The organism is Erwinia tasmaniensis Et1/99 (genome assembly GCF_000026185.1).
GTDB lineage: Bacteria > Pseudomonadota > Gammaproteobacteria > Enterobacterales > Enterobacteriaceae > Erwinia > Erwinia tasmaniensis.
The window spans coordinates 1958795-1977577 of sequence record NC_010694.1; the positions used below are offsets into that span (position 1 = coordinate 1958795).

The window sequence follows — 18783 nt, forward strand, 5'->3', positions numbered from 1 at the left end:
TGGCCTAGTACATAATGTGAATTTTATTATGCAGGATGTATGCCAACAACTCAAAAATAGATTTATATCAATGGTTTGCTAAAAATCAGACTTGCTAAAACATCGCTATTGCACTGCTGCGGTTAATCATGCACCGCCTGATGGCACACTAACAGTGCAGGCAATTCATAGGTTCTCACAAAGAGGTCTTGCCCAGTACGGCGGCTACCGAGATGATGGCTTCAGCAATTTCCACCAGCTTTTTGTTCTGTTTCATCGCCATCTCGCGCAGCGCCTTATGTGCCTGTGGTTCTGTCATTGCGTGATGTTGCATTAATAGTCCCTTTGCTCGTTCAACAAGCTTGCGCTCGGCAAGCGTCGATCTCAAATTTGCCAGCTCTGCATCCTGAGCCTGTAACTGGCGAGACTGCTGCTGGACAAGTTCCAGGATTGAGCGGCTCAGCTGCGGGGGGATAAGCGCCGGGTAGTGATTGTCATGGGGGGGGATCAGTACCATCTCTTTTTCCTGACGCAGCCGTGAAGTTTCGGCGTCAAGGATACGCTGGCGACAGCACGCCATAAGAATGGTTTCCAGCCGTTCTTCAACCTGTTTCATGCCGTCAATGCGCGTAGTGGCCAGTTCAAACCAGCGCAGCGCCAGCTCCTGCGGCTGCCCAATCGGCGTTACCAGCGTGCAGGCGATACGCCGCAAACGCTCAAACTCGCTGCTGTCATGGGCTAACTGCCGCTGCCAAAGTGCCACACAACGGGCATCGGCAAACTCGAAGAAAGTTTGAAAACAGCGCTCCTGCCCGTCAATAAGATCGAGAAGCTGCTGATGCGTACGGTCGGTAAAATGACAGGCAGCAAAACCGGCGGCGCCTAGCGCGCGTTCCTGACCGGCAAGCTCTTTTCCCTGCATAAAGCTGAACATAGCCAGCAACGAACGTGAAATCAGTGGGTCGCACGACGCGTCAGCGGCCTCAAAGATCAGCGCCAGGTGGGTGCGGATCGCCTCACAATATTGCAGCATGGCCTCTGGCTGACCGATCGTCAGCTCCTGTACCTGTTTTCTTAACAACGGCAGCGTGCTCAGGCTGTGTAAAAAGGCGGCGATGCGGCTAAAAAGACGTGAAGCGTTCGATAAGCCAGAGTTCATTGGATCTAATTCGGCTAGCTGCTGATGCACTATCTGCTCCGCCTGCTGAACCTTTAAAGCCCGACCATACAGCCGATCGCCCCACATTTTACCCTGCGAACAAAGATAGATATTAGCAGTGCCGCGCTCTCTTTGCAGGACGTGGACCAGTTGACTTATCGCCCCTACCAACTTTCCCATCTGCAATAGCTGCTGTAGACCAGTGATTTCACTTTTCTTTGAAGCGAGGAGAAAATCCAGAGCTGAGAGGGCCATAGTCGAACCTGTAAATAAAAAAACCATATTGATTGAATAGCAAGAACTATGCCATGGGAGAGAGTCATAAAAGTTGAAGATGAAAAAGCCAGCTTAAATGACCCCACCTTATGGCCGTCGCCCTCTGTAGCACAGATCAAACCCAGGGATTATCTGGCTGTGGCCGGCGGCGAAGTATCATCCTAAGCCTAATGCAATCAGTTGATTAAGAAATACGCAAAGCTCGACCCATTTTCAGAGTTTATGTACTACTCTTACAGCAGCAATAACCATTGAAACATGGAGAGTATAAGCAATGAGCGATGACGTGCGTAAGCCAACAACAACTGACGCGGGTATTCCTGTAGCCAGTGACGAGCATTCTTTAACCGTCGGTCCCGATGGCCCTATCGTATTGCACGATCATTACCTGATCGAGCAGATGGCCAACTTCAACCGTGAACGTATTCCGGAGCGTCAGCCACACGCCAAAGGCAGCGGTGCTTTCGGTCACTTTGAGGTGACTGAAGATGTTAGCCAATATACGAAGGCCGCCCTCTTCCAGCCCGGCGTAAAAACCGATGTGGTGATGCGCTTTTCTACCGTGGCGGGTGAACGCGGCAGTCCGGATACCTGGCGTGACCCGCGCGGCTTCTCCATAAAGTTTTATACCAGCGAAGGTAATTACGATATGGTCGGGAATAACACTCCGGTGTTCTTTATCCGCGACCCGATGAAATTCCAGCATTTTATCCGCTCCCAGAAACGCCGTGCGGATAACAACCTGCGTGATAATGATATGCAGTGGGATTTCTGGACGTTATCTCCAGAGTCTGCCCATCAGGTTACCTGGCTGATGGGGGATCGCGGCATTCCAAAAACCTGGCGTCATATGAATGGTTATTCCAGCCATACCTATATGTGGGTCAACGCCCAGGGCGAAAAGTTTTGGGTGAAATACCACTTTAAAACCGACCAGGGCGTTGATTTTCTGGCCCAGGAAGATGCCGATACGCTGGCCGGTCAGGATGGCGACTATCACACGCGCGATCTGTTTAACGCGATAAAGGGTGGCAATGCACCAAGCTGGACGCTGCACATGCAGATCATGCCGTTTGCTGATGCCGAAACCTACCGCTACAACCCGTTCGACCTTACCAAAGTCTGGCCGCATAGCGACTATCCGCTGATCAAGGTCGGTAAACTGGTGCTGGATCGCAATCCTACGGATAACTTCGCGCAAATTGAGCAGGTGGCATTTGAGCCGAATAACCTGGTGCCGGGGATTGGCCTGAGCCCGGATAAAATGCTGATGGGTCGTATCTTTGCCTATGCCGATGCTCACCGCGCGCGACTGGGGGTGAACTACAAGCAGATCCCGGTCAACGCGCCTCAGTCACCGGTGAACAGCTACAGCAAAGACGGCGCGATGCGCATCACCCCCGTTTCCGATCCGGTGTATGCACCTAATTCAAAAGGTGGGCCTGCGGCAGACGGCGAACGCTATCCAACGGATTCGACCTGGTCTTCCCAGGGGGATATGGTGCGCTCTGCCTACACCCTGCGCGCCGATGATGATGATTACGGCCAGGCCAATGATTTGGTTAACAAAGTCATGGATGCCGCTGCGCGTGACCGTCTGGTGAATAATGTCACCGGGCACCTGCTGAACGGTGTGGAAGAACCGGTCCTTTCACGCGCGTTCGAGTACTGGCGTAATATCGATAAGGCTACGGGCGATCGTATTGCGGCCAACGTATTGCAGGAAAGAGCGAAACGCGGTTAATGCCTTACCAGCGGAAAGCGCCCCCAAAGGGGCGCTTTTTTTTTGTCGGTATTGCGGGGCAGATGAAACAGACAGGCGCGGATGACCGTTATTTATTCTCTTTCCACGCCTCGGTCTCGTATTTAGACCAGGCACCATAGCCGGCATTTGGCAGTACAAACCAGTCGTCGCCGAAGTGTTTGGCGCTCTCTGTGACTAACTGACGCTGGCTGTCAGCACTTTTCTTAGGTTTAAACTGTACCGCGAAGTCAGGCAAACTGTCACCAAACAGCATGATGATCTGGTAATCGTGCATTATTTTCTGCCTGCGCTGCTCTTTAGGTTCAGTATCCAGCAAGATATTCTGTTCAGAAACCTGTGGCAGCCCTAATTTTTTTAATGTTGCGATAGTCTGAGCTTTATTTTTCTCAAAGCGATCGGAAACATAAAAAATACGGACCTTTTTGCTATCTGCATTGTCGAGGAAGGCTTTTGCCCCTGGGATCAGAGTGGGATTACCGTGCTGTTCCCAACTGTTCCAGGTATCCCACTGGGTATAGTCATGGCATTTCTCAACATCTCTCACCAGCAGGGCGCTGTTATCAATAACCGTTTCATCCAAATCCAGTACCACTGCGGCTTTTTCCGGCGCGCTTAACTGACTGACCTTCTGATCGAAACGTTCCTGAGCAAGTCGATAGGTCTGTAGCTGTAGGGCCATGACTTCGGCAGATTTCTGCTGGTAGCGCAGTGCCATGTCATAATTCTGTACAGGACAGGTCGATGAAGTCTGTGCCGCAAAGACTGACGCGCTGGCGAACGACAGTGTCAAAAGTATCGACTTTGGTAAAACGTGCATAATTTCCCTCTCAAACATTAAAATTCACATACAAGACGTGCAATCTTCCTACTCCGCCTTGCTGAGATAATAACATCTACACTTTTTTTATGAAGGAAGGGTGACAGTAACTTAAATGTAATAACGGATAAGGACGTCCCCGATCGTCGGTCGGCGATCTTCCGGTAACGACAAACCCCAGCTTTTTATAAAATCCTACCGCCAGATGATTTTGCTCATTAACATCAGTGGTTAGCGTTGGGATCAATGTCAGTGCATGGGACACCAACAGCCTGCCAACGCCGCCCCCGCGCGCATCAGGATCGACGAATAAGGCCTCCAGATGATGTTCTGACAGCAGCATAAAGGCAATCGGGCGATCTTGAGAGGTCACGCCAACCCATAGCGGTGCGTCAGGCAAAAAATCACGTAGCTCTGATTCAATCGCCTTCCGGTCTGCGGGTGATAAAAAATCGTGCGTTTCGTCTATTGAACGGCACCAGATAGCAAGGAGTTGTTCTGCTTCATCCTGGCGCGAACGTCGAAGGTTGACAGTCATTATTCAATCCCTTTGAACAATTGGTATCAGTTTTGGCTGTTTCGGTGCAATCTTATTAGCCCAACGACAGGAGAGGCTTGCGCATACGGAAGTTGATAAATTCCTGACCACGCACGACTACGCTCTGCTGCTCTACCAGCTGATAGCCTCGCTGCATAAAGAAGGGTTTGGCCGTGATACTCGCTTCAGTCATGATATGCGTCAGCCCTTTTTCAATCGCGGCCCGCTCCAGCTTATCCAACAATAATGTCGCCACGCCGTTACGCTGGTATTCTGGATCGGTAAATAACAAATCGAGATAACCGCCGGCCTCAAGATTGGTGAAACCTGCAATGATATTATCATGACTGGCGACCCACACGTCGCTACTGTCTAACCGCCGCCGTAGCTCGTCAGGATCGGCCTGGCTCCAGGCATCAGTCTGTTGCTGACTGTAATCCCTTGCAGAGATGCTGCGTATCGCTCGCCGAAAAACGGCAATAACCTGTGGAAAATCGGCGGGTAGGTATCTTCTGATAATCATTTCCATATAAATGCCAGTTGAATAGTGAAAGTTTAAGTGAATTGGACTATTGGTCGCACAACCGGCAAAGACGGGTGCCGGAGAGCAGATTCACCGCCCCCGACACCCCAAGAGTTAACGGCTAACCTGATGACCGACGATACCGCCTATCGCCGCCCCGCCGAGAGTTCCCCATGTGCTGCCGCCCGTCAGGACGGCACCGCCGACTGCACCAACGCCCGTGCCGATAGCGGTGTTCCTGCCGCGATGAGACATGCCACAGGCCGATACGGCAAACGTTATCAACAGAACAACTGCAATAGTACCACTGCGTTTTAACAGCATGTTTATCTCGCCACATAGTCATTATGAAATATAAGAGTCAGCCATTCACTCTCACTCTTTTCAACGCGGCTTAACGCCTGCCGTGTTCTGTGCGGAATATAATGCTTAGCGAGGAGCTTTCACAGGTAAAGATTCCGAGAATAAGGTCTTTGACCCCTTATTCCGATACTTTGGCGCGACAGAATGTTAATCACAGCAGGTATTATCCCGCCGCGCCCCGACAACAGCTTAGGCTAGCGCTTTTATCGCATCGTCCACAGGCGTATCACCATCCGTCAGCTCAATAATGACGCGCTTCACCTGCGGCTGTTCGACCAGCGCGACCAGCGCGGCCGCCACGTTGTCGCGGGAAATATTGCCGTAAGGAACGGCCAGTCCGGCGCTCACTTTACCATTACCAGCGTCATCCATCAGCGTGCCGGGTCGCAGGATCACCCAGTCAAGATCGCTCGCGGCCAGATGCACGTCTGCCTGCTTCTTCACCGCCATATAGTGCTCGAAACCGGGTGACGGCTGTCGTCCGCGCCCGGCTTCTGGAAAGGCAGAAACCAGCAGGAAGCGCGAGATGCCAGCCTGCTGCGCGGCCGTAACAGCCAGCTCAAGCCCCCGGCCATCAATGGCGTTGGTGTTCTCCTCGCCACCTTTCCCACCTGCTCCGGCGGTGAATATCACGCTGTCGCACCCCTGCATCAGCCCGGAAAAATCGCCCTCGTCGACGTCGGTCAGGCTGCCGTTGACGGGGAGCGCGCCGAGCCGTTTCAGCTGTTCACCCTGCTCTGCCTGACGATGCAGCGCCACGGGCTGATGCCCGTGCTGCACCAGGCGTTTTACCAGACGGCGACCCACGTTTCCCGCCGCACCAATAATAAATACTTTGCTCATCAGTTCCTCCGGATTGCGATTCAGCAACCAGTTTAGCTGACTAAGGGTAAATCGCTTTCGATCTCCGTGCGGTGCGCCAGAAAATTACAGATGTTTCTTCAACAGCCGGGCCAGCGCTGACATCCCCTGAAGCGTTTTTTCTTCACTGTGCGTGGAGTAGCTGAAGCGGGCAAAGTTTTTGCGCTGTTGCGTCGGGAAGAAGGTCGCCCCCGGCACCCAGGCAACCCTGGCCTGCGGCACCGCATACTCGAGCATAAACTTCTCGCTATCAAAGCTTTCAGGGAATTCCAGCCAGGTAAACAGCCCACCGTGCGGATTGGTGTAACGGATGTCCGCCGGGAACTCGCTTTTCAGCACCGACATCATCGTTTCTTTTTTAGCCAGATAGCGCGCTTTGATGACCTGAATATGTGCGTCAAGATCGTGGCGTTCAAGATAAAGCGACACCGCGGCCATATTGAGCGTGCTGCACTGCGTATCCGCCGCCAGCTTCAGCAGACCGAGCTTTTCCGTGATTTCAGAAGAGGCAACCGACCAGCCCAGACGCAGGCCAGGTGCAAGAATTTTCGAGAAGCTGCCAAAGTAGATCACCCGCCCTTCACTATCCATACTTTTCAGGGTGGCGACCTTTTCCCCCTGATAGCGCACCTCACGGTAAGGCGAGTCCTCAAGAATAATAAAGTCGTACTGATTCGCCAGCCGGATAAGATGGCGGCGGCGCGCCAGCGACAGGGTAATCCCGGTGGGATTATGGAAGTCCGGCACGGTATAAAGAAGTTTGATCCGCCTGCCGGCCTGGAGCTGCTGCTCCAGCACCTCGGTCATCATGCCATCCTCATCCATTGGGATAGCGAGATATTCAGGCTGACAGGGATTGAAGGCGATCAGCGCGCCGAGAAAAGTGGGCGCTTCGGTGGCCACCAGGTCACCAGGGTTGATCAGCAGCCTGGCTGCCAAATCCAGTCCTTGCTGACTTCCCTGCAATATCAATACATTATCTTGTTCGGTCGTCACGCCGTCAGCCGCCATTCTGGCCGCTATCTGCTCTCTTAGCTTGGGCATACCGGTAGAATGGGTGTATTGCAAAGATAGTTCACCCGGCCCGGAAAGCAGCTCGGTAAAAATTGCCTGTAATTCGCTGGCGGGAAACAGGCTGGCGTCGGGATAACCGCCACCGAATGAGATAATGTTCGGGTCGGCCCCGTACTGCAGCAGCTGCCTGATGGCCGAAGGCTTCACGCCCTCCATTCTGTCAGCATAACGCGTGGTCATATTCCATATTCTCTACAATGATATCAGGCGGTCATTCACGTTATGAGAACTCTCTATGTATTGTCAATCACTTAGCCCAGTTTGATAGCAATTAACCGATGACCAGATGCGGGTGCACGGGCGGCAGGTCTGCGACGGTACGGCGTGACAGGCGGCAAGCCGCGGCAATAACCCGCGATGGTAGAGAATTTGCACTATTAATGAATTCATCTCATGACGTTTAGCTGCCATGCGTACTGAATGCGCCCGGCGAAATACCTTATGATTAAGCAGTCATTCATTGAGACCGGACGGCGGCAGGCGCATCAGCAGCGCACGGCCACGTCACTGAACAGAGGAGAGATTGATGATCGAGATTATTAAGCACGGCAGCAAACCCACGGTCGACGGGCCGGCAGATTACTTTACCGGCGCGGTGAAGATAAACGCACCGTTCAACGCCAGTGAACCGGCACGGGTTGGCGGTGCGACGGTGACCTTTTCACCCTCGGCACGCACGGCCTGGCATACCCATCCGCTTGGTCAGACGTTGATCGTGACCGCCGGCCAGGGATGGGTGCAGGAGTGGGGGCAGGAAGCTCAGGCGATTAACGCGGGTGATATCGTCTGGATCCGCCCGGAGGTGAAACACTGGCACGGGGCCGCTGCCGATTCCGCCATGACCCATATCGCAATTGCCGAAGCGCAGGAAGGTAAAGTTGTGGACTGGCTGGAGCAGGTTTCCGACGAACAGTACCGGCAGTAAAGACCGCAGCAGCGCCACCTTTTTGAGTTTTTTCGTCTTGGTTGAAGGTAGCGCTACACTGGTTGAATGCGGCGTAACGGCGAATGAGAGGGTGAAGCGTGTTAAAGGATAATTTCAACGATCTGATTTCCCTGATGATGGTAGCACGGGAACGCAGCTTCACCCGGGCAGCGGCCCGACTGGGCGTGTCACAGTCGGCGCTCAGCCACTCGATCCGTGCACTCGAAGAACGGCTGGCCCTGCGCCTTCTCACTCGCACCACGCGTAGCGTTTCGCCAACGGAAGCGGGTGAACGGCTGATCAATGCCATTGCCCCCCGGCTGGAAGAGATAGAGTCACAGCTTGTTGCTATGAGCGAAATGCGTGAGAAGACGGCGGGAAATATTCGTCTCAACGCCGGCCATCATGCGGTAAAAACGACCCTCTGGCCCGCGCTACACCCCTTTTTAAAGCAATATCCCGACGTCAATGTCGAAATCACCGTCGACAATACCCTGACCGACATTGTCAGCGGCCGTTATGACGCCGGAGTCCGTCTGGGGGAGCAGGTGGCTAAGGACATGGTCGCCGTGCGCATCGGGCCGGACTGGAGCATGGCCGTGGTCGGTTCGCCAGATTATTTCTCCAGCCACGGCCGGCCGCAATCGCCGCAGGACTTGCAGCATCACTCCTGCATCAATTTACGCCTGCCCACGATGGGCGATCTTTATGCCTGGGAGTTCAAAAAAGAAGGCAGAGAAATACGGGTACGTGTGGAAGGACAGCTGATTTTTAACAGCCTGGAGCCGCGCATTGAGGCGGCCATCGGCGGATTGGGGTTAGCCTTCGTGCCGGAAGATGCCGTTAATGCTCATTTGGAGAATGGCCGCTTAGAGCGTGTATTGACCGACTGGTCTGAACCTTTCACCGGGTATTATCTTTACTATCCCAGCCGCAAACAGCATACCTTGGCATTTGCCCGTTTGATTGAGGCCCTGCGCTATCCCCGATCGGCTTAAGTGTGTAAACAGGCGGCACGATGGCCGCCCGCTGGTTGACGGAAATTACGTTTACTCCAGCATGGACAACAGCTGGTCGGCACCCTTATCAATGCCTACCCTGGCGGCTGCGAGTGAACCAATACTTGCACTGACGTTCATCGCATTCGGATATTGTTTAGTGATGTATGCCTGTAACAATTGATTGTTATCAGCCTGATAAATTTCCACCGCATAGCTCACCCAGCCAGTCATTAACCCCTCCCTTCCCCGCACCGCCTGCACGATATTGTAGGGCCCGCCTGCCAGGTCAAATTTTGTGAAAGTGCCAATCACCGGCGTGGTGGTCTCAGCCCCTGTTAACGTCAACCTGATGCGTAACCCGCGATCGGAGGGGCGCTTGCCAAAAGTGAAGCGTGTTTTAAGCATTTCGGCATGACGTTGGTACAAGTAGTCCGCCAGTTCCGCCCGGTCAGGCTGACTTAAATCGCCAAGCTGATTATCTGCACCGCTATAAATAACGACCGGATCGAGCGTCACTTCGCGGTACTTACGCCAGTCAATGGTGCTGCCGGTACGCCACGGCTCCCGGTAAGCCTTGTCACCCTCATTAGGCCGCAGCTGTTCTGCGCTGGCTAATCCTGCATAACGAGGGGGCTGAGTGCCTGCACAACCGGCTAAAGTCAGTGAGAGCAGGATAATAACGAATTGAAAAGGCCGTATCTGGGTCAACATTGGGAAACCTCATAAGTGTACCGTACTGTACGGTTTATTTATGCCCTGGCAGGATTTTTCTGTCAATAGAATGTACACTCGGATTTATTTTTCATGAGAAATGCGATGAAAGTCCGCACTGAAGCGCGCCGGGAGGCGATTGTTGCCGCTGCCGCACAGCTGTTCCAGCAAATGGGCTACGAACGAGCCTCCATGAACGAACTGGCAAAACGTCTGGGGGGGTCAAAAGCCACGCTGTACAACTATTTTCCGTCGAAAGAGGAGCTGTTCAGCGCGGTGATCCGCACCTATGCTACCCGGCATCTTACGGATGCCGCCAGCGCGCTCGATTTGCCGAGAAAGCAAAACGTGACGCTGGAAGAAAAGCTGCAGCATTTTGGTGAACAGATGCTTAACGTGATGACCACTGACAATACGGCGTTGTCCGTCTATCGCATGGTGGTGGCAGAAGCCGGACGCTCGGAAATGGGTATGCTGTTTTATGAATCCGGGCCGCGTGAAAGCGTTGAAAAACTGGCACGGCTGCTTTCCTCCGCGATGGATAACGGCGTGCTGCGTATCGGCGATCCCCGCATCCGCGCGCTGCAATTCCTCGCCTTACTGACGGCAGAAATCGAAGAGCGTATTTATCAGCGCACCGCGCCGCCATTAAGCCTTAAACGAGTGCAGGAAATGACCGCCTGCGCGGTAAGAATGTTTATGGCCGGAGCGGCCATTGCCGCTGCACCTGCTGATTAGCCCGAATGTCGGTACAGGTCTGCTAAATCAATCGGCTTTCAATACCAGCTGCACCAACAGCGATAATTTTTTGCGCGTTGAGATCGCGAGAGGAAGCATGATGACTGCTCTGCCTACCGTTACCATTCACTATTGCTCCCAGTGCAACTGGATGCTGCGCGCCAGCTGGATGGCCCAGGAGCTGCTGCACACTTTTAACACCGACCTGGGTGGGGTGACGCTGATCCCCGGCACGGGCGGGATTTATGAAATACGCGTCGATCGACAGCTTATCTGGGATCGTAAAGTGGATATTGGCTTCCCGGATGCCGCCGAGATCAAGCGACGCCTGCGAGCCGTTTGCTTCCCGCAGCGTGACCTCGGACATATCGACGGCCATACCGAGAAAACGTAATAAAAAAAGCCGCGCGTGGCGCGGCCTGAAAAACGTCATGGTCCTTGTCAAAAATCGACATTAACGCCCAGCTGGAAATGACGGCCCGGCATCACGGCTAATGCACGGTCGTTCCGATCGCGAGCGGTCTGTCCTGTAAGATCGCGGCTGCTAAGGTAGTCCCAGTATTTGCGATCGGTCAGATTATAAACACCGCCACTTAACTTAACGTTTTTGCTCACTTTCACCCATGCGCTGAGATCCACGACTCCGTAACCCGGAACGCGCGTATATTCGCTGCTCGGATCGGTCAGGGAACTGCCATTATTGGTGTAAGATTCGCGGTTAGTGGCCTCTGCCTTTTTGCCTTTGACAAAGGTTGCGGTGACGGCCGCGCCAAAACGCTGCGACGGATCGTCCCAGCCCATGCCAACGATAGCCTTAACAGGGGCTACGCTATCCAGGTCGACATACTTATCACCGCTATAGCTGGACTTAGATTTACCCTGGCTGTAACCAAGGGCAAAAGTCGTGTTCAGTCCATTCACCTCTTCGAACCAAGTTCCGTAATTGATTTTGGTACTGATTTCCCCGCCCCAGATGTAGGCCTTATCGCGGTTTTCCGCCTGGTAAATCGTTGCCAGGTTTGATGGAACATTCACGAACTTTTCAGGACTTTGGGCGCGGGTGTAGCGGGTATAAGCAATAAAATTCTTATAGGTGTTGTAAAACAGCGAGCCGTTTAACGTCACCCCTTCGCTGACCTGCCCCTTAACGCCCCACTCGACGTTATTGCTGGTTTCGGTATCAAGTTCGGTACTGCCCACTAAAGCATATTGTGCGCCGGGGATATAGTTACTCCCCAGATTCCAGGAGCCGTAGAGCTGGTTGGCATTTGGGAACTGCGCACCGCGCTTGTACTGGAGGTAAGTCATCAGGCCGGGGGTAAGATCATAGTTGAAGCTAATGGAGGGCAGCAGTTGAGTATCACTGTTAGTCTTGCCGTAAAGTGACTGCGCAACCTCAGGTGTCAGCACGGCGGTGCCTGCTGCCAAATTACCCACATCCTGCGGTTTGGTTTCCTGATGAGCCACGCGCAACCCCGGAACCACAACCAGACCGTGACCCGCGATATCAAACTGCATGCTGTCCTGTACAAAGGCCCCCAGCGCCAGCGTGCGGCTGTCGGCCTGGGGTTTGGTTACCGACTGCGTTGGCGACTGCCTGAAAGGCCGTTCGGTCTCCGCAACGCTGGCGTTGACGCCGCTTAAAAGAGTGTGGCGGCCGAGCGTTTTCGCCAGCTGGGCTTCATAACCCCATATATTCACGTTGTAATCAGAATAGGTGCGCTGATAGCCTCTGGAAATCGGCTCCTGCGGCGACAGCGTATTGTCATGCGCTTCGGTACGCTGGAAATAGATTTTGTTGCTCAGAGAATCGATCCCGTTGTTATCCGGCGTCCATTCATCCTTCAGGCTGACTCCCCAGCGGCGCGTGTTGCTTTGCTGATTAGCATCTCCCAGAACCGCCGTTGACCTGCTGTTCCAGCTGTCATAGCGGGTATGATTCACCTTGCTGTAAAAATCAACCGTACCGATAAGCCGGTGCTGATCGTTGGGCTGCCAAATCCCCGAAGCCAGTACCGCATCAGAATGCCAGTTGGCGGGATAAGCATCCAGCACGCCGCTGTTATTGCGGGTTTGCTGGCCATCGCGGCGGCTGTAAGCGATCAGCCCGCGCAGCGTGTCATCGCCCATGGCGGCGGTAATGCCGCTATGCCAGCTGCGGTTCGAAGAGTCGTAGTCGCTCTGATAGCCGAAATAGCTCGGTTTGCCGGGCAGCAGATAATCATCCGCTGATTTCGGCTGGAAGGATACAGAGCCGCCGAGTGCCGTGTTAGCACGCGATGTTGCCGTGGCCCCGGCTTCAATATCCACCCGTCCGTAAAGGTACGGATCGATGTAATCTCGCCCGATCCCAAAGGTATTCACTCCTGCCCGACCGGCGTAGCTGCGCCCGGTGGCGTCCGGCTGCGGAATGCCATCGACGTCGAGCGCCACCCGGTTACCTTCCAGGCCACGAATGTTATAGCCCGCATAGCCCGCACGGTCGAAACCGCTTTTTCCGCTGCCGGAACCCCCGCTGCTGCCGACCGCGCCGATCAGCGGCTGGTAGCGCATGATTGAGCCAAAATCGTTAACGCCGCGCTGCTGCATTTCGGCGGCGTTGATGCTCACGGTACTACCGGCCACCTTCTTGACCGGTGGAGAGAGTACCGTCATCAGCGCCTCGTCAGACGCGGGCGCTGCCTTTTGTTGCTGGCTGGTGGGGATGCCAGGCGCCCCGTCGTTTTGCTGTGCCATCACGCTGCTGGACGTTGCGGCGGCGCTAAACAGCGTTCCCATCATCATTGAGCTGTGCAAAAATCCCTGACGTATTGATAAATTAAACATAGTAAATACCTGAATATATTATGGGTATCGGCTCAGGCATGGCTTCCATTACGGGAGTAAAAGCCCCAAACGACATTTCGCGGGGCAAAAGTTTGGATGACGTGCGCTATCATATACAAATGATAATCATTATCAATAATAGCATGCAGAAATTTACATTTGCACATATTTAGTTTGGCGGGGAAGGTGTTTATACGAGGAGATGAATGAACCATGCTCCCCGTTGAATAGGGATTCAGGATGCAGGCTCAATGCTGCGGCGGATCTTCTTCAAATTGATATGCTGCGCATTCAGTTTCGATGCCTGATATTTAAAAGCCAAGTAGTTAGCAACTTTGCTGTCATGCGTTGAGAGGATAACCTGGTGAGAGCTGAATTCCCCGCGCATAAGATGCACGAATGAGGCCATATTGATATCGTCCATCGCCTGAACCGGATCGTCAATAAGCAGGGTTTTCAGACCCGAAGGGTAAACTTTGTTCATGGTCAACATAAAAGCAATCACAACACCAGCGAGCTGACCCGAACTCATGGTGTTCCATGCGTCGTGCTTATCATTTAGCTCGGCACAAAACCGGTAAAAGCCCCTCTCTTGTCCTTTCTCTGCACTATGTAAAACAATGCCGCTGGACGGCAAGTTACCGCTGAAGCGCGTTTGTAGGATCTTGCTGCTGTAAATATAAAAGGGGATACGCACGGCTTTTGACATCAATTTATCATCAGCTTCAATGCTTTTTTTGTAGATGTTCACTGCTGATTCAAGCTTAACCTTAATTTTCTGAAGTTTTTCAAGCTTTGCGTGGGAACCATCAACACTGGCTTTCGCAGTCAGATAATTATTGTTTTTCTTCAGAGTTATCACATTATTGATGCATTTTATATCATTATCAATATCAGCCAGGCTGCCCATCCACTGCCCTGCCTCATTAGATTTTAGTCTGGCTGTGGTAGCAGCTGAGAGAATTTCATCATAATCACCGTCAACATTAAAGCGCAGTTCATTGTCATAATTTAACATCGTTTTAACCAAGCGGTTGTAGCTATCTTCATCATTGTAACCAGCGGAAATCACATCAGGAGATATGTATTGACTATAGGAGGGATAATACTCAGAAAACCATTTTCTGTCAGACGCAATCAGAGCGACTTCATCCTGACTCACCCTACGGGATGCTAAGCGCTGTGCATAATTTCTATCGATACGCTGGTACCGGTTATTCAGCTTTTTACTCCGCCTGACTAAGGGGGAAATCATTTTTTCCCACAAATTATTTTCTGCTTCTGTTAATGCTGAAGAGGCCGTATCCTGCAAAGAGACAAGGTCACTATGTTGTTTCTCACAGGCCTCACGTAGCAGGCTGAACTCTTCGAACATGCTGCCGCATAGTGGACATTCAACAGCGGTCTGCGCCTCTGAATGTTGTTTACTCCAGTGAGCGTGGAAATCATCGTACAATTTTTCCCTGCTGGCGATAACGGTGTTTATCATCGAACCCATCACGTCTACGCTATTTTTAGCTCCATTCCAAAAGCCGATCGCAGTAGCATGCAGCCGGTACTGATTTGAAAACACCTTTTTTATTTCATCCAGCATCATGGTGGTCGCACTGCGGTTATTGTACTCAGTACTAATCAGTTGATATGATCTGTTTTTGGTGATTATTTTTTCGATACTGATTAGATGCTTATTTAATTTTACTGCCGTTTTCTCTGGCGCGGAGTGGCTGGAAAAGTTCAGTACATTAATTAGACGCTTTTTGTATTGAGGTTTCAGCCAATTACTGACTTCATGCTTGAGTACTATTTTATTGTACGTTTCGCCATCCTCAAAGATGACCTTGCATTTATTTAAGGCATTCAACCAGTTCTCCAGCTGGCTGCTGCTGTCATCAATTGATACTGCCGGAATGGTGGAGCCTGATAATGTGACGATCTCGCTATGCGGGTCATCTGCTGATAATTCAGTTGATGCCTTCTCAAGCGAAATTAACGTTGAGTTCAGCTCATCAAGACTCGCTTGTTCACTGTTAATGTCTTTTTTGAGTTCGTCTGAAAATTTTTTAAGCCTGGCAGAATCCTCTACGCCTTCGGCTTTACCGATAAGATGCTGAATTTTTTCGTAGCGTTTTTTTTGGTCATCCCGCAGATAATGCAGCGCTTCTTCCTGCTGGATATAATTTAATATAGTAAACATGGAGTCAATAGCTGGATAACTCAACATATCCTGCAATTTGCTGATATTTAATGGCGTGGTAAAGACTTTATTAGCGGTGTCATCGAAAGGCCAGTAATAAAGTATTTTTCGCACAATATTCTTATCGTAATCTTTGGCAGCACCTCTGTAATCACAAATATGGGTATGTATCACTAAATGCCCTGCTCCGCTGAAGTCCAGAAGTTCAAGATAAATTTCCGCATAAGAAGATAAATTATTAATCAGCAGGTGCTTATCTTTAACCTTACCATCACTATCTCGCACCCTTAGCAATTTTCCCGTCATGGAAATTTCAATGGCGTCAAAAATCGTGGTTTTACCAAAACCGTTAGGCCCATCGAGAATGATAAGCTGATGGTCGCCAAAGTTAAGTTCAAGCGGTTCTGAAAATGATTTGAAGTTGGTGAGCCTGATCCTTCCTATTCTGAAGTTATTTAATAGGTTTTTTTTGTTTTTACTTTTCATTCAGTACCTCAGATTTCCATTTCTCGTAGTCAGCGCTGAACATCTCATCGTCAGTATTCATTTGCAAAATTCGCTCTACAAAATCATAATCAACTTCTTTTTTCTCCAGCTCTTTTTTTATCTTATCAATTAATGGCTGCCGGCGACTCTCTTTTATTTTTAAATTCAGAAATGGCAGTTTTTCAAACAGATGTGCGGCACAGATAAAGCGCGTATCTTTTTTGCTCCTCTTACCAGAAATAAAATCTTTATACGCCGCATCATCATTAACGGCATGATTGAGGTCGTTTATCACCTTATCAGAATCACTAAGCTGTGAAAGCTCTGCTAAAAAGACTGACAACCCAGGGCTCATTCTTATTACGTGTTTTTTGAAAAAAAACTCGTTCTCTTCTATCTCAACAATATGGCGTAAGGCTTCCGTATCGTTATTGCCGCAGGGGGATAAGATAATCAGGTTAGTGTCTTGATTAAACTCATGAGTTAGCGTTATTTTATTTTTATAGTTAGCATATTCTTCTTCGAGACTGATATGCAATTGAACATCAGATTCTGGCGACAAAAAAGCCGTCTTCACGCCGCCCAGAAGCTCTATTTGAATGACTTTATTAATATGTTGCATTTCTTCTTGCGGAATAGATACAAACATAAAGAAGTCACCCCGGCCACCTTTCCTGGCTAAAACAGCAGCGGTGGTAAAGTCACGACAGGTGATATTATCAATCTTTGCCAGCGCCCACTCTTCTTTGTCAAGGAGCTTAAATAAAAATGATTCAAAAACGTTATTCATTCAAATTATCTCTTGCTGTATCGCGATGAATAAGAAAAATACTCTTGCCTGAACTAATACTGTTACTGTCGTCACACTCTTTATCAATAACATTCGAGACATCAATTATTTTCTTTAACATCGCCGTTTGACCATCTGCCTCTTCACAATCAAGAATGATATGGCTAACCCCCAGGGAAATCATTCCGCTGTGGTCTTCTATACCCATTCTGAATTTGTTTAGCTCTGTAGAGATATTGCCCCGTACTCTTTTGCAGAGTCTGACAGCGCTGGCATGGTAGATTTGATCCGTTGAAGTAGTAAACAATATGGGGTTATCTCCACGAACATTTAACTCCACAAGGAAACTGAAAAAATTACTATGCAAATAGTTCATTTCTGATATGTAGTGATAAAAATTTGAGTCTCGCGGATATGTTGGATTACTTCTGTTAAAATGTAGCCTTTCCAACAACTCTATTGCTTTTCCTTTATCCAGAAACCTCTCTTTTATAAGAGAAAAATAATGTTCGAGAGCATCTACCTCAAGTCTACACTGCTTTATTTCTTCATCAGACGCATTTTGATTATTAAGCAAGTTTTGCAGTATTTCCGAATATCCATTGTATGCAAGGTATATATTTTTTTTACAAAGTAACTGCCAGTGTGCTAAGTTTTGCTCAACCAGTTTTTTTCTCAAGATATCAAGAACAGGTAAAAAAGAAATTCGTTTTTTAGCTTGTGAAAGATAGCCACTGGTCATTTTATTTTTCAAATCACCATGACGGTCCTGAATGTGAGTATCTATCAGTGACAGCAGATGGTACTGATATAGCTCATTGGTTTTCTCCAGCGTATTCGGGCATAAGATGTTTAAAAGACCTTTTATCAGACTATCGATTTTTTCATTCAGCTCACTATCACTTAGTGATAACTCGAAGTTAACACCACTGCCTTGCTTAAGCTTGTGAAAGATACAGTTTTTTTCCAGTACAGGTTCGCTTTTGTTTTCCACCCTATTTTGAATCTTTGAAAAAGCATCATAGCACAAGATGGTAGGCTTTTTCATCCTGCCAATTTCCAGTGAAGTATGAATATAAACAGGACAGCGTTTAAATATATTGGAAATATTAATGGCATCCTTGAGATATAAACTCACTTCGTCTCTATATTGACCTGAGTAATTTTTATATGGAACTGACAGGTAATGATCTTCATCGGTTACCTGGTCAGAAACAAAGGAAGACATTATATTTTCAACAGTTTCTGCCAGCTTCTCTTTATTGTCTCCATTAGAGTTAAATCTGGCTCTCAAATATAACTCCAGATCCTGTCCTGAAACCTTACCGAGCTTTCTGTCGAAGATAGTGGTGAAGGCACTAATATAGTTACTGAATTGTGCTTCATTATAGTGTTTAACCTGATGAAGACTAATATACTCTTCGTCTCTAAGTAGCGCGAAATCTTCCAGCCATTCATATTCCAAAGAGTAGCGACTGATTTCATCCAGCTCAGCCTGATCACCGTTCACCAGCAACCGGGCGATGGTACTAAGACAAATATATAGCCCTACCCGCCCCTGATAGCTGTAGCCATTCCAGCTGTTAGTCGCATCAAACAGCATTCCTTTGGTCTTATTACTTACCGTCATGAACTCTTCACCGTCCGTACCCGCCAGCCCCGGAATATTAACAAATATTTAAGTGTTAATTTAATGAAACAAGGATACACCAGCGGCTGTGCGAACCGGAACCCCTGAAGATAAAATTATTTTTACA

At 50.0% G+C, this 18783-nt stretch carries 17 protein-coding genes; 5 read left to right on the forward strand and 12 right to left on the reverse strand.

Annotation, left to right across the window (positions count from 1 at the left end; translation table 11 throughout):
* Window positions 1-175 precede the first annotated feature (175 nt).
* Complete coding sequence (locus tag ETA_RS09730) at window positions 176-1393, reverse strand: nitrate regulatory protein (RefSeq protein WP_042958902.1); 1218 nt, start codon at window positions 1391-1393, stop codon at window positions 176-178.
* Window positions 1394-1688: 295 nt separating this feature from the next.
* Between ETA_RS09730 and ETA_RS09735 the strand changes: the two genes are divergently transcribed.
* Window positions 1689-3158, forward strand: a complete 1470-nt coding sequence (locus ETA_RS09735; protein WP_012441459.1) for a catalase — start codon at window positions 1689-1691, stop codon at window positions 3156-3158.
* An 88-nt stretch (window positions 3159-3246) separates the two neighbouring features.
* Here the strand turns inward: ETA_RS09735 and ETA_RS09740 are convergent, their stop codons facing one another.
* The 6 genes from ETA_RS09740 to ETA_RS09765 all read right to left on the reverse strand — a co-directional run bounded on the left by ETA_RS09740 (window position 3247) and on the right by ETA_RS09765 (window position 7535).
* On the reverse strand, window positions 3247-3996 hold the full coding sequence (locus tag ETA_RS09740) for a 5'-nucleotidase, lipoprotein e(P4) family (RefSeq protein WP_042958903.1): 750 nt from the start codon (window positions 3994-3996) through the stop codon (window positions 3247-3249).
* Window positions 3997-4072: 76 nt separating this feature from the next.
* Window positions 4073-4534 (reverse strand): acetyltransferase, encoded by a 462-nt coding sequence (locus tag ETA_RS09745; RefSeq protein WP_012441461.1) that lies wholly within the window; start codon window positions 4532-4534, stop codon window positions 4073-4075.
* A 55-nt stretch (window positions 4535-4589) separates the two neighbouring features.
* Complete coding sequence (locus tag ETA_RS09750; protein WP_012441462.1) at window positions 4590-5063, reverse strand: GNAT family N-acetyltransferase; 474 nt, start codon at window positions 5061-5063, stop codon at window positions 4590-4592.
* A 108-nt stretch (window positions 5064-5171) separates the two neighbouring features.
* Window positions 5172-5381 (reverse strand): glycine zipper 2TM domain-containing protein, encoded by a 210-nt coding sequence (locus ETA_RS09755; RefSeq protein WP_012441463.1) that lies wholly within the window; start codon window positions 5379-5381, stop codon window positions 5172-5174.
* Between the two features lie 228 nt (window positions 5382-5609).
* On the reverse strand, window positions 5610-6263 hold the full coding sequence (locus ETA_RS09760) for an SDR family oxidoreductase (protein ID WP_012441464.1): 654 nt from the start codon (window positions 6261-6263) through the stop codon (window positions 5610-5612).
* A gap of 84 nt (window positions 6264-6347) precedes the next feature.
* Entirely contained in the window at window positions 6348-7535 is a 1188-nt protein-coding gene (locus ETA_RS09765) for an aminotransferase-like domain-containing protein (RefSeq protein WP_012441465.1), read from the reverse strand.
* A gap of 349 nt (window positions 7536-7884) precedes the next feature.
* Between ETA_RS09765 and ETA_RS09770 the strand changes: the two genes are divergently transcribed.
* Both ETA_RS09770 and ETA_RS09775 read left to right on the forward strand, forming a co-directional pair.
* Window positions 7885-8280: a (R)-mandelonitrile lyase gene (locus ETA_RS09770; protein WP_042959313.1), complete on the forward strand. Its 396-nt coding sequence runs from the start codon at window positions 7885-7887 to the stop codon at window positions 8278-8280.
* A 98-nt stretch (window positions 8281-8378) separates the two neighbouring features.
* Complete coding sequence (locus ETA_RS09775; RefSeq protein ID WP_012441467.1) at window positions 8379-9278, forward strand: LysR family transcriptional regulator; 900 nt, start codon at window positions 8379-8381, stop codon at window positions 9276-9278.
* A gap of 51 nt (window positions 9279-9329) precedes the next feature.
* On the opposite strand, the gene ETA_RS09780 is transcribed toward ETA_RS09775, so the two are convergent.
* Complete coding sequence (locus tag ETA_RS09780) at window positions 9330-9992, reverse strand: DUF3313 domain-containing protein (protein WP_012441468.1); 663 nt, start codon at window positions 9990-9992, stop codon at window positions 9330-9332.
* Window positions 9993-10097: 105 nt separating this feature from the next.
* On the opposite strand from ETA_RS09780, the gene ETA_RS09785 reads away from it, so the two are divergent.
* Window positions 10098-10730 (forward strand): TetR/AcrR family transcriptional regulator, encoded by a 633-nt coding sequence (locus ETA_RS09785; RefSeq protein ID WP_012441469.1) that lies wholly within the window; start codon window positions 10098-10100, stop codon window positions 10728-10730.
* Window positions 10731-10830: 100 nt separating this feature from the next.
* A complete protein-coding gene (locus ETA_RS09790; protein WP_012441470.1) occupies window positions 10831-11124 on the forward strand; it encodes a SelT/SelW/SelH family protein in 294 nt (97 codons plus the stop codon).
* 47 nt (window positions 11125-11171) lie between these two features.
* Here the strand turns inward: ETA_RS09790 and ETA_RS09795 are convergent, their stop codons facing one another.
* The 4 genes from ETA_RS09795 to ETA_RS09810 form a co-directional block, all read right to left on the reverse strand.
* A complete protein-coding gene (locus ETA_RS09795) occupies window positions 11172-13556 on the reverse strand; it encodes a TonB-dependent receptor domain-containing protein (RefSeq protein WP_012441471.1) in 2385 nt (794 codons plus the stop codon).
* 235 nt (window positions 13557-13791) lie between these two features.
* Window positions 13792-16236: an ATP-binding protein gene (locus tag ETA_RS09800; RefSeq protein WP_012441472.1), complete on the reverse strand. Its 2445-nt coding sequence runs from the start codon at window positions 16234-16236 to the stop codon at window positions 13792-13794.
* Complete coding sequence (locus ETA_RS09805; protein WP_012441473.1) at window positions 16226-17026, reverse strand: ABC-three component system middle component 1; 801 nt, start codon at window positions 17024-17026, stop codon at window positions 16226-16228. Before ETA_RS09805 ends, ETA_RS09800 begins: the two co-directional genes overlap by 11 nt.
* Window positions 17019-18656, reverse strand: a complete 1638-nt coding sequence (locus ETA_RS09810) for an ABC-three component system protein (protein ID WP_012441474.1) — start codon at window positions 18654-18656, stop codon at window positions 17019-17021. Before ETA_RS09810 ends, ETA_RS09805 begins: the two co-directional genes overlap by 8 nt.
* Between the last annotated feature and the right edge of the window lie 127 nt (window positions 18657-18783).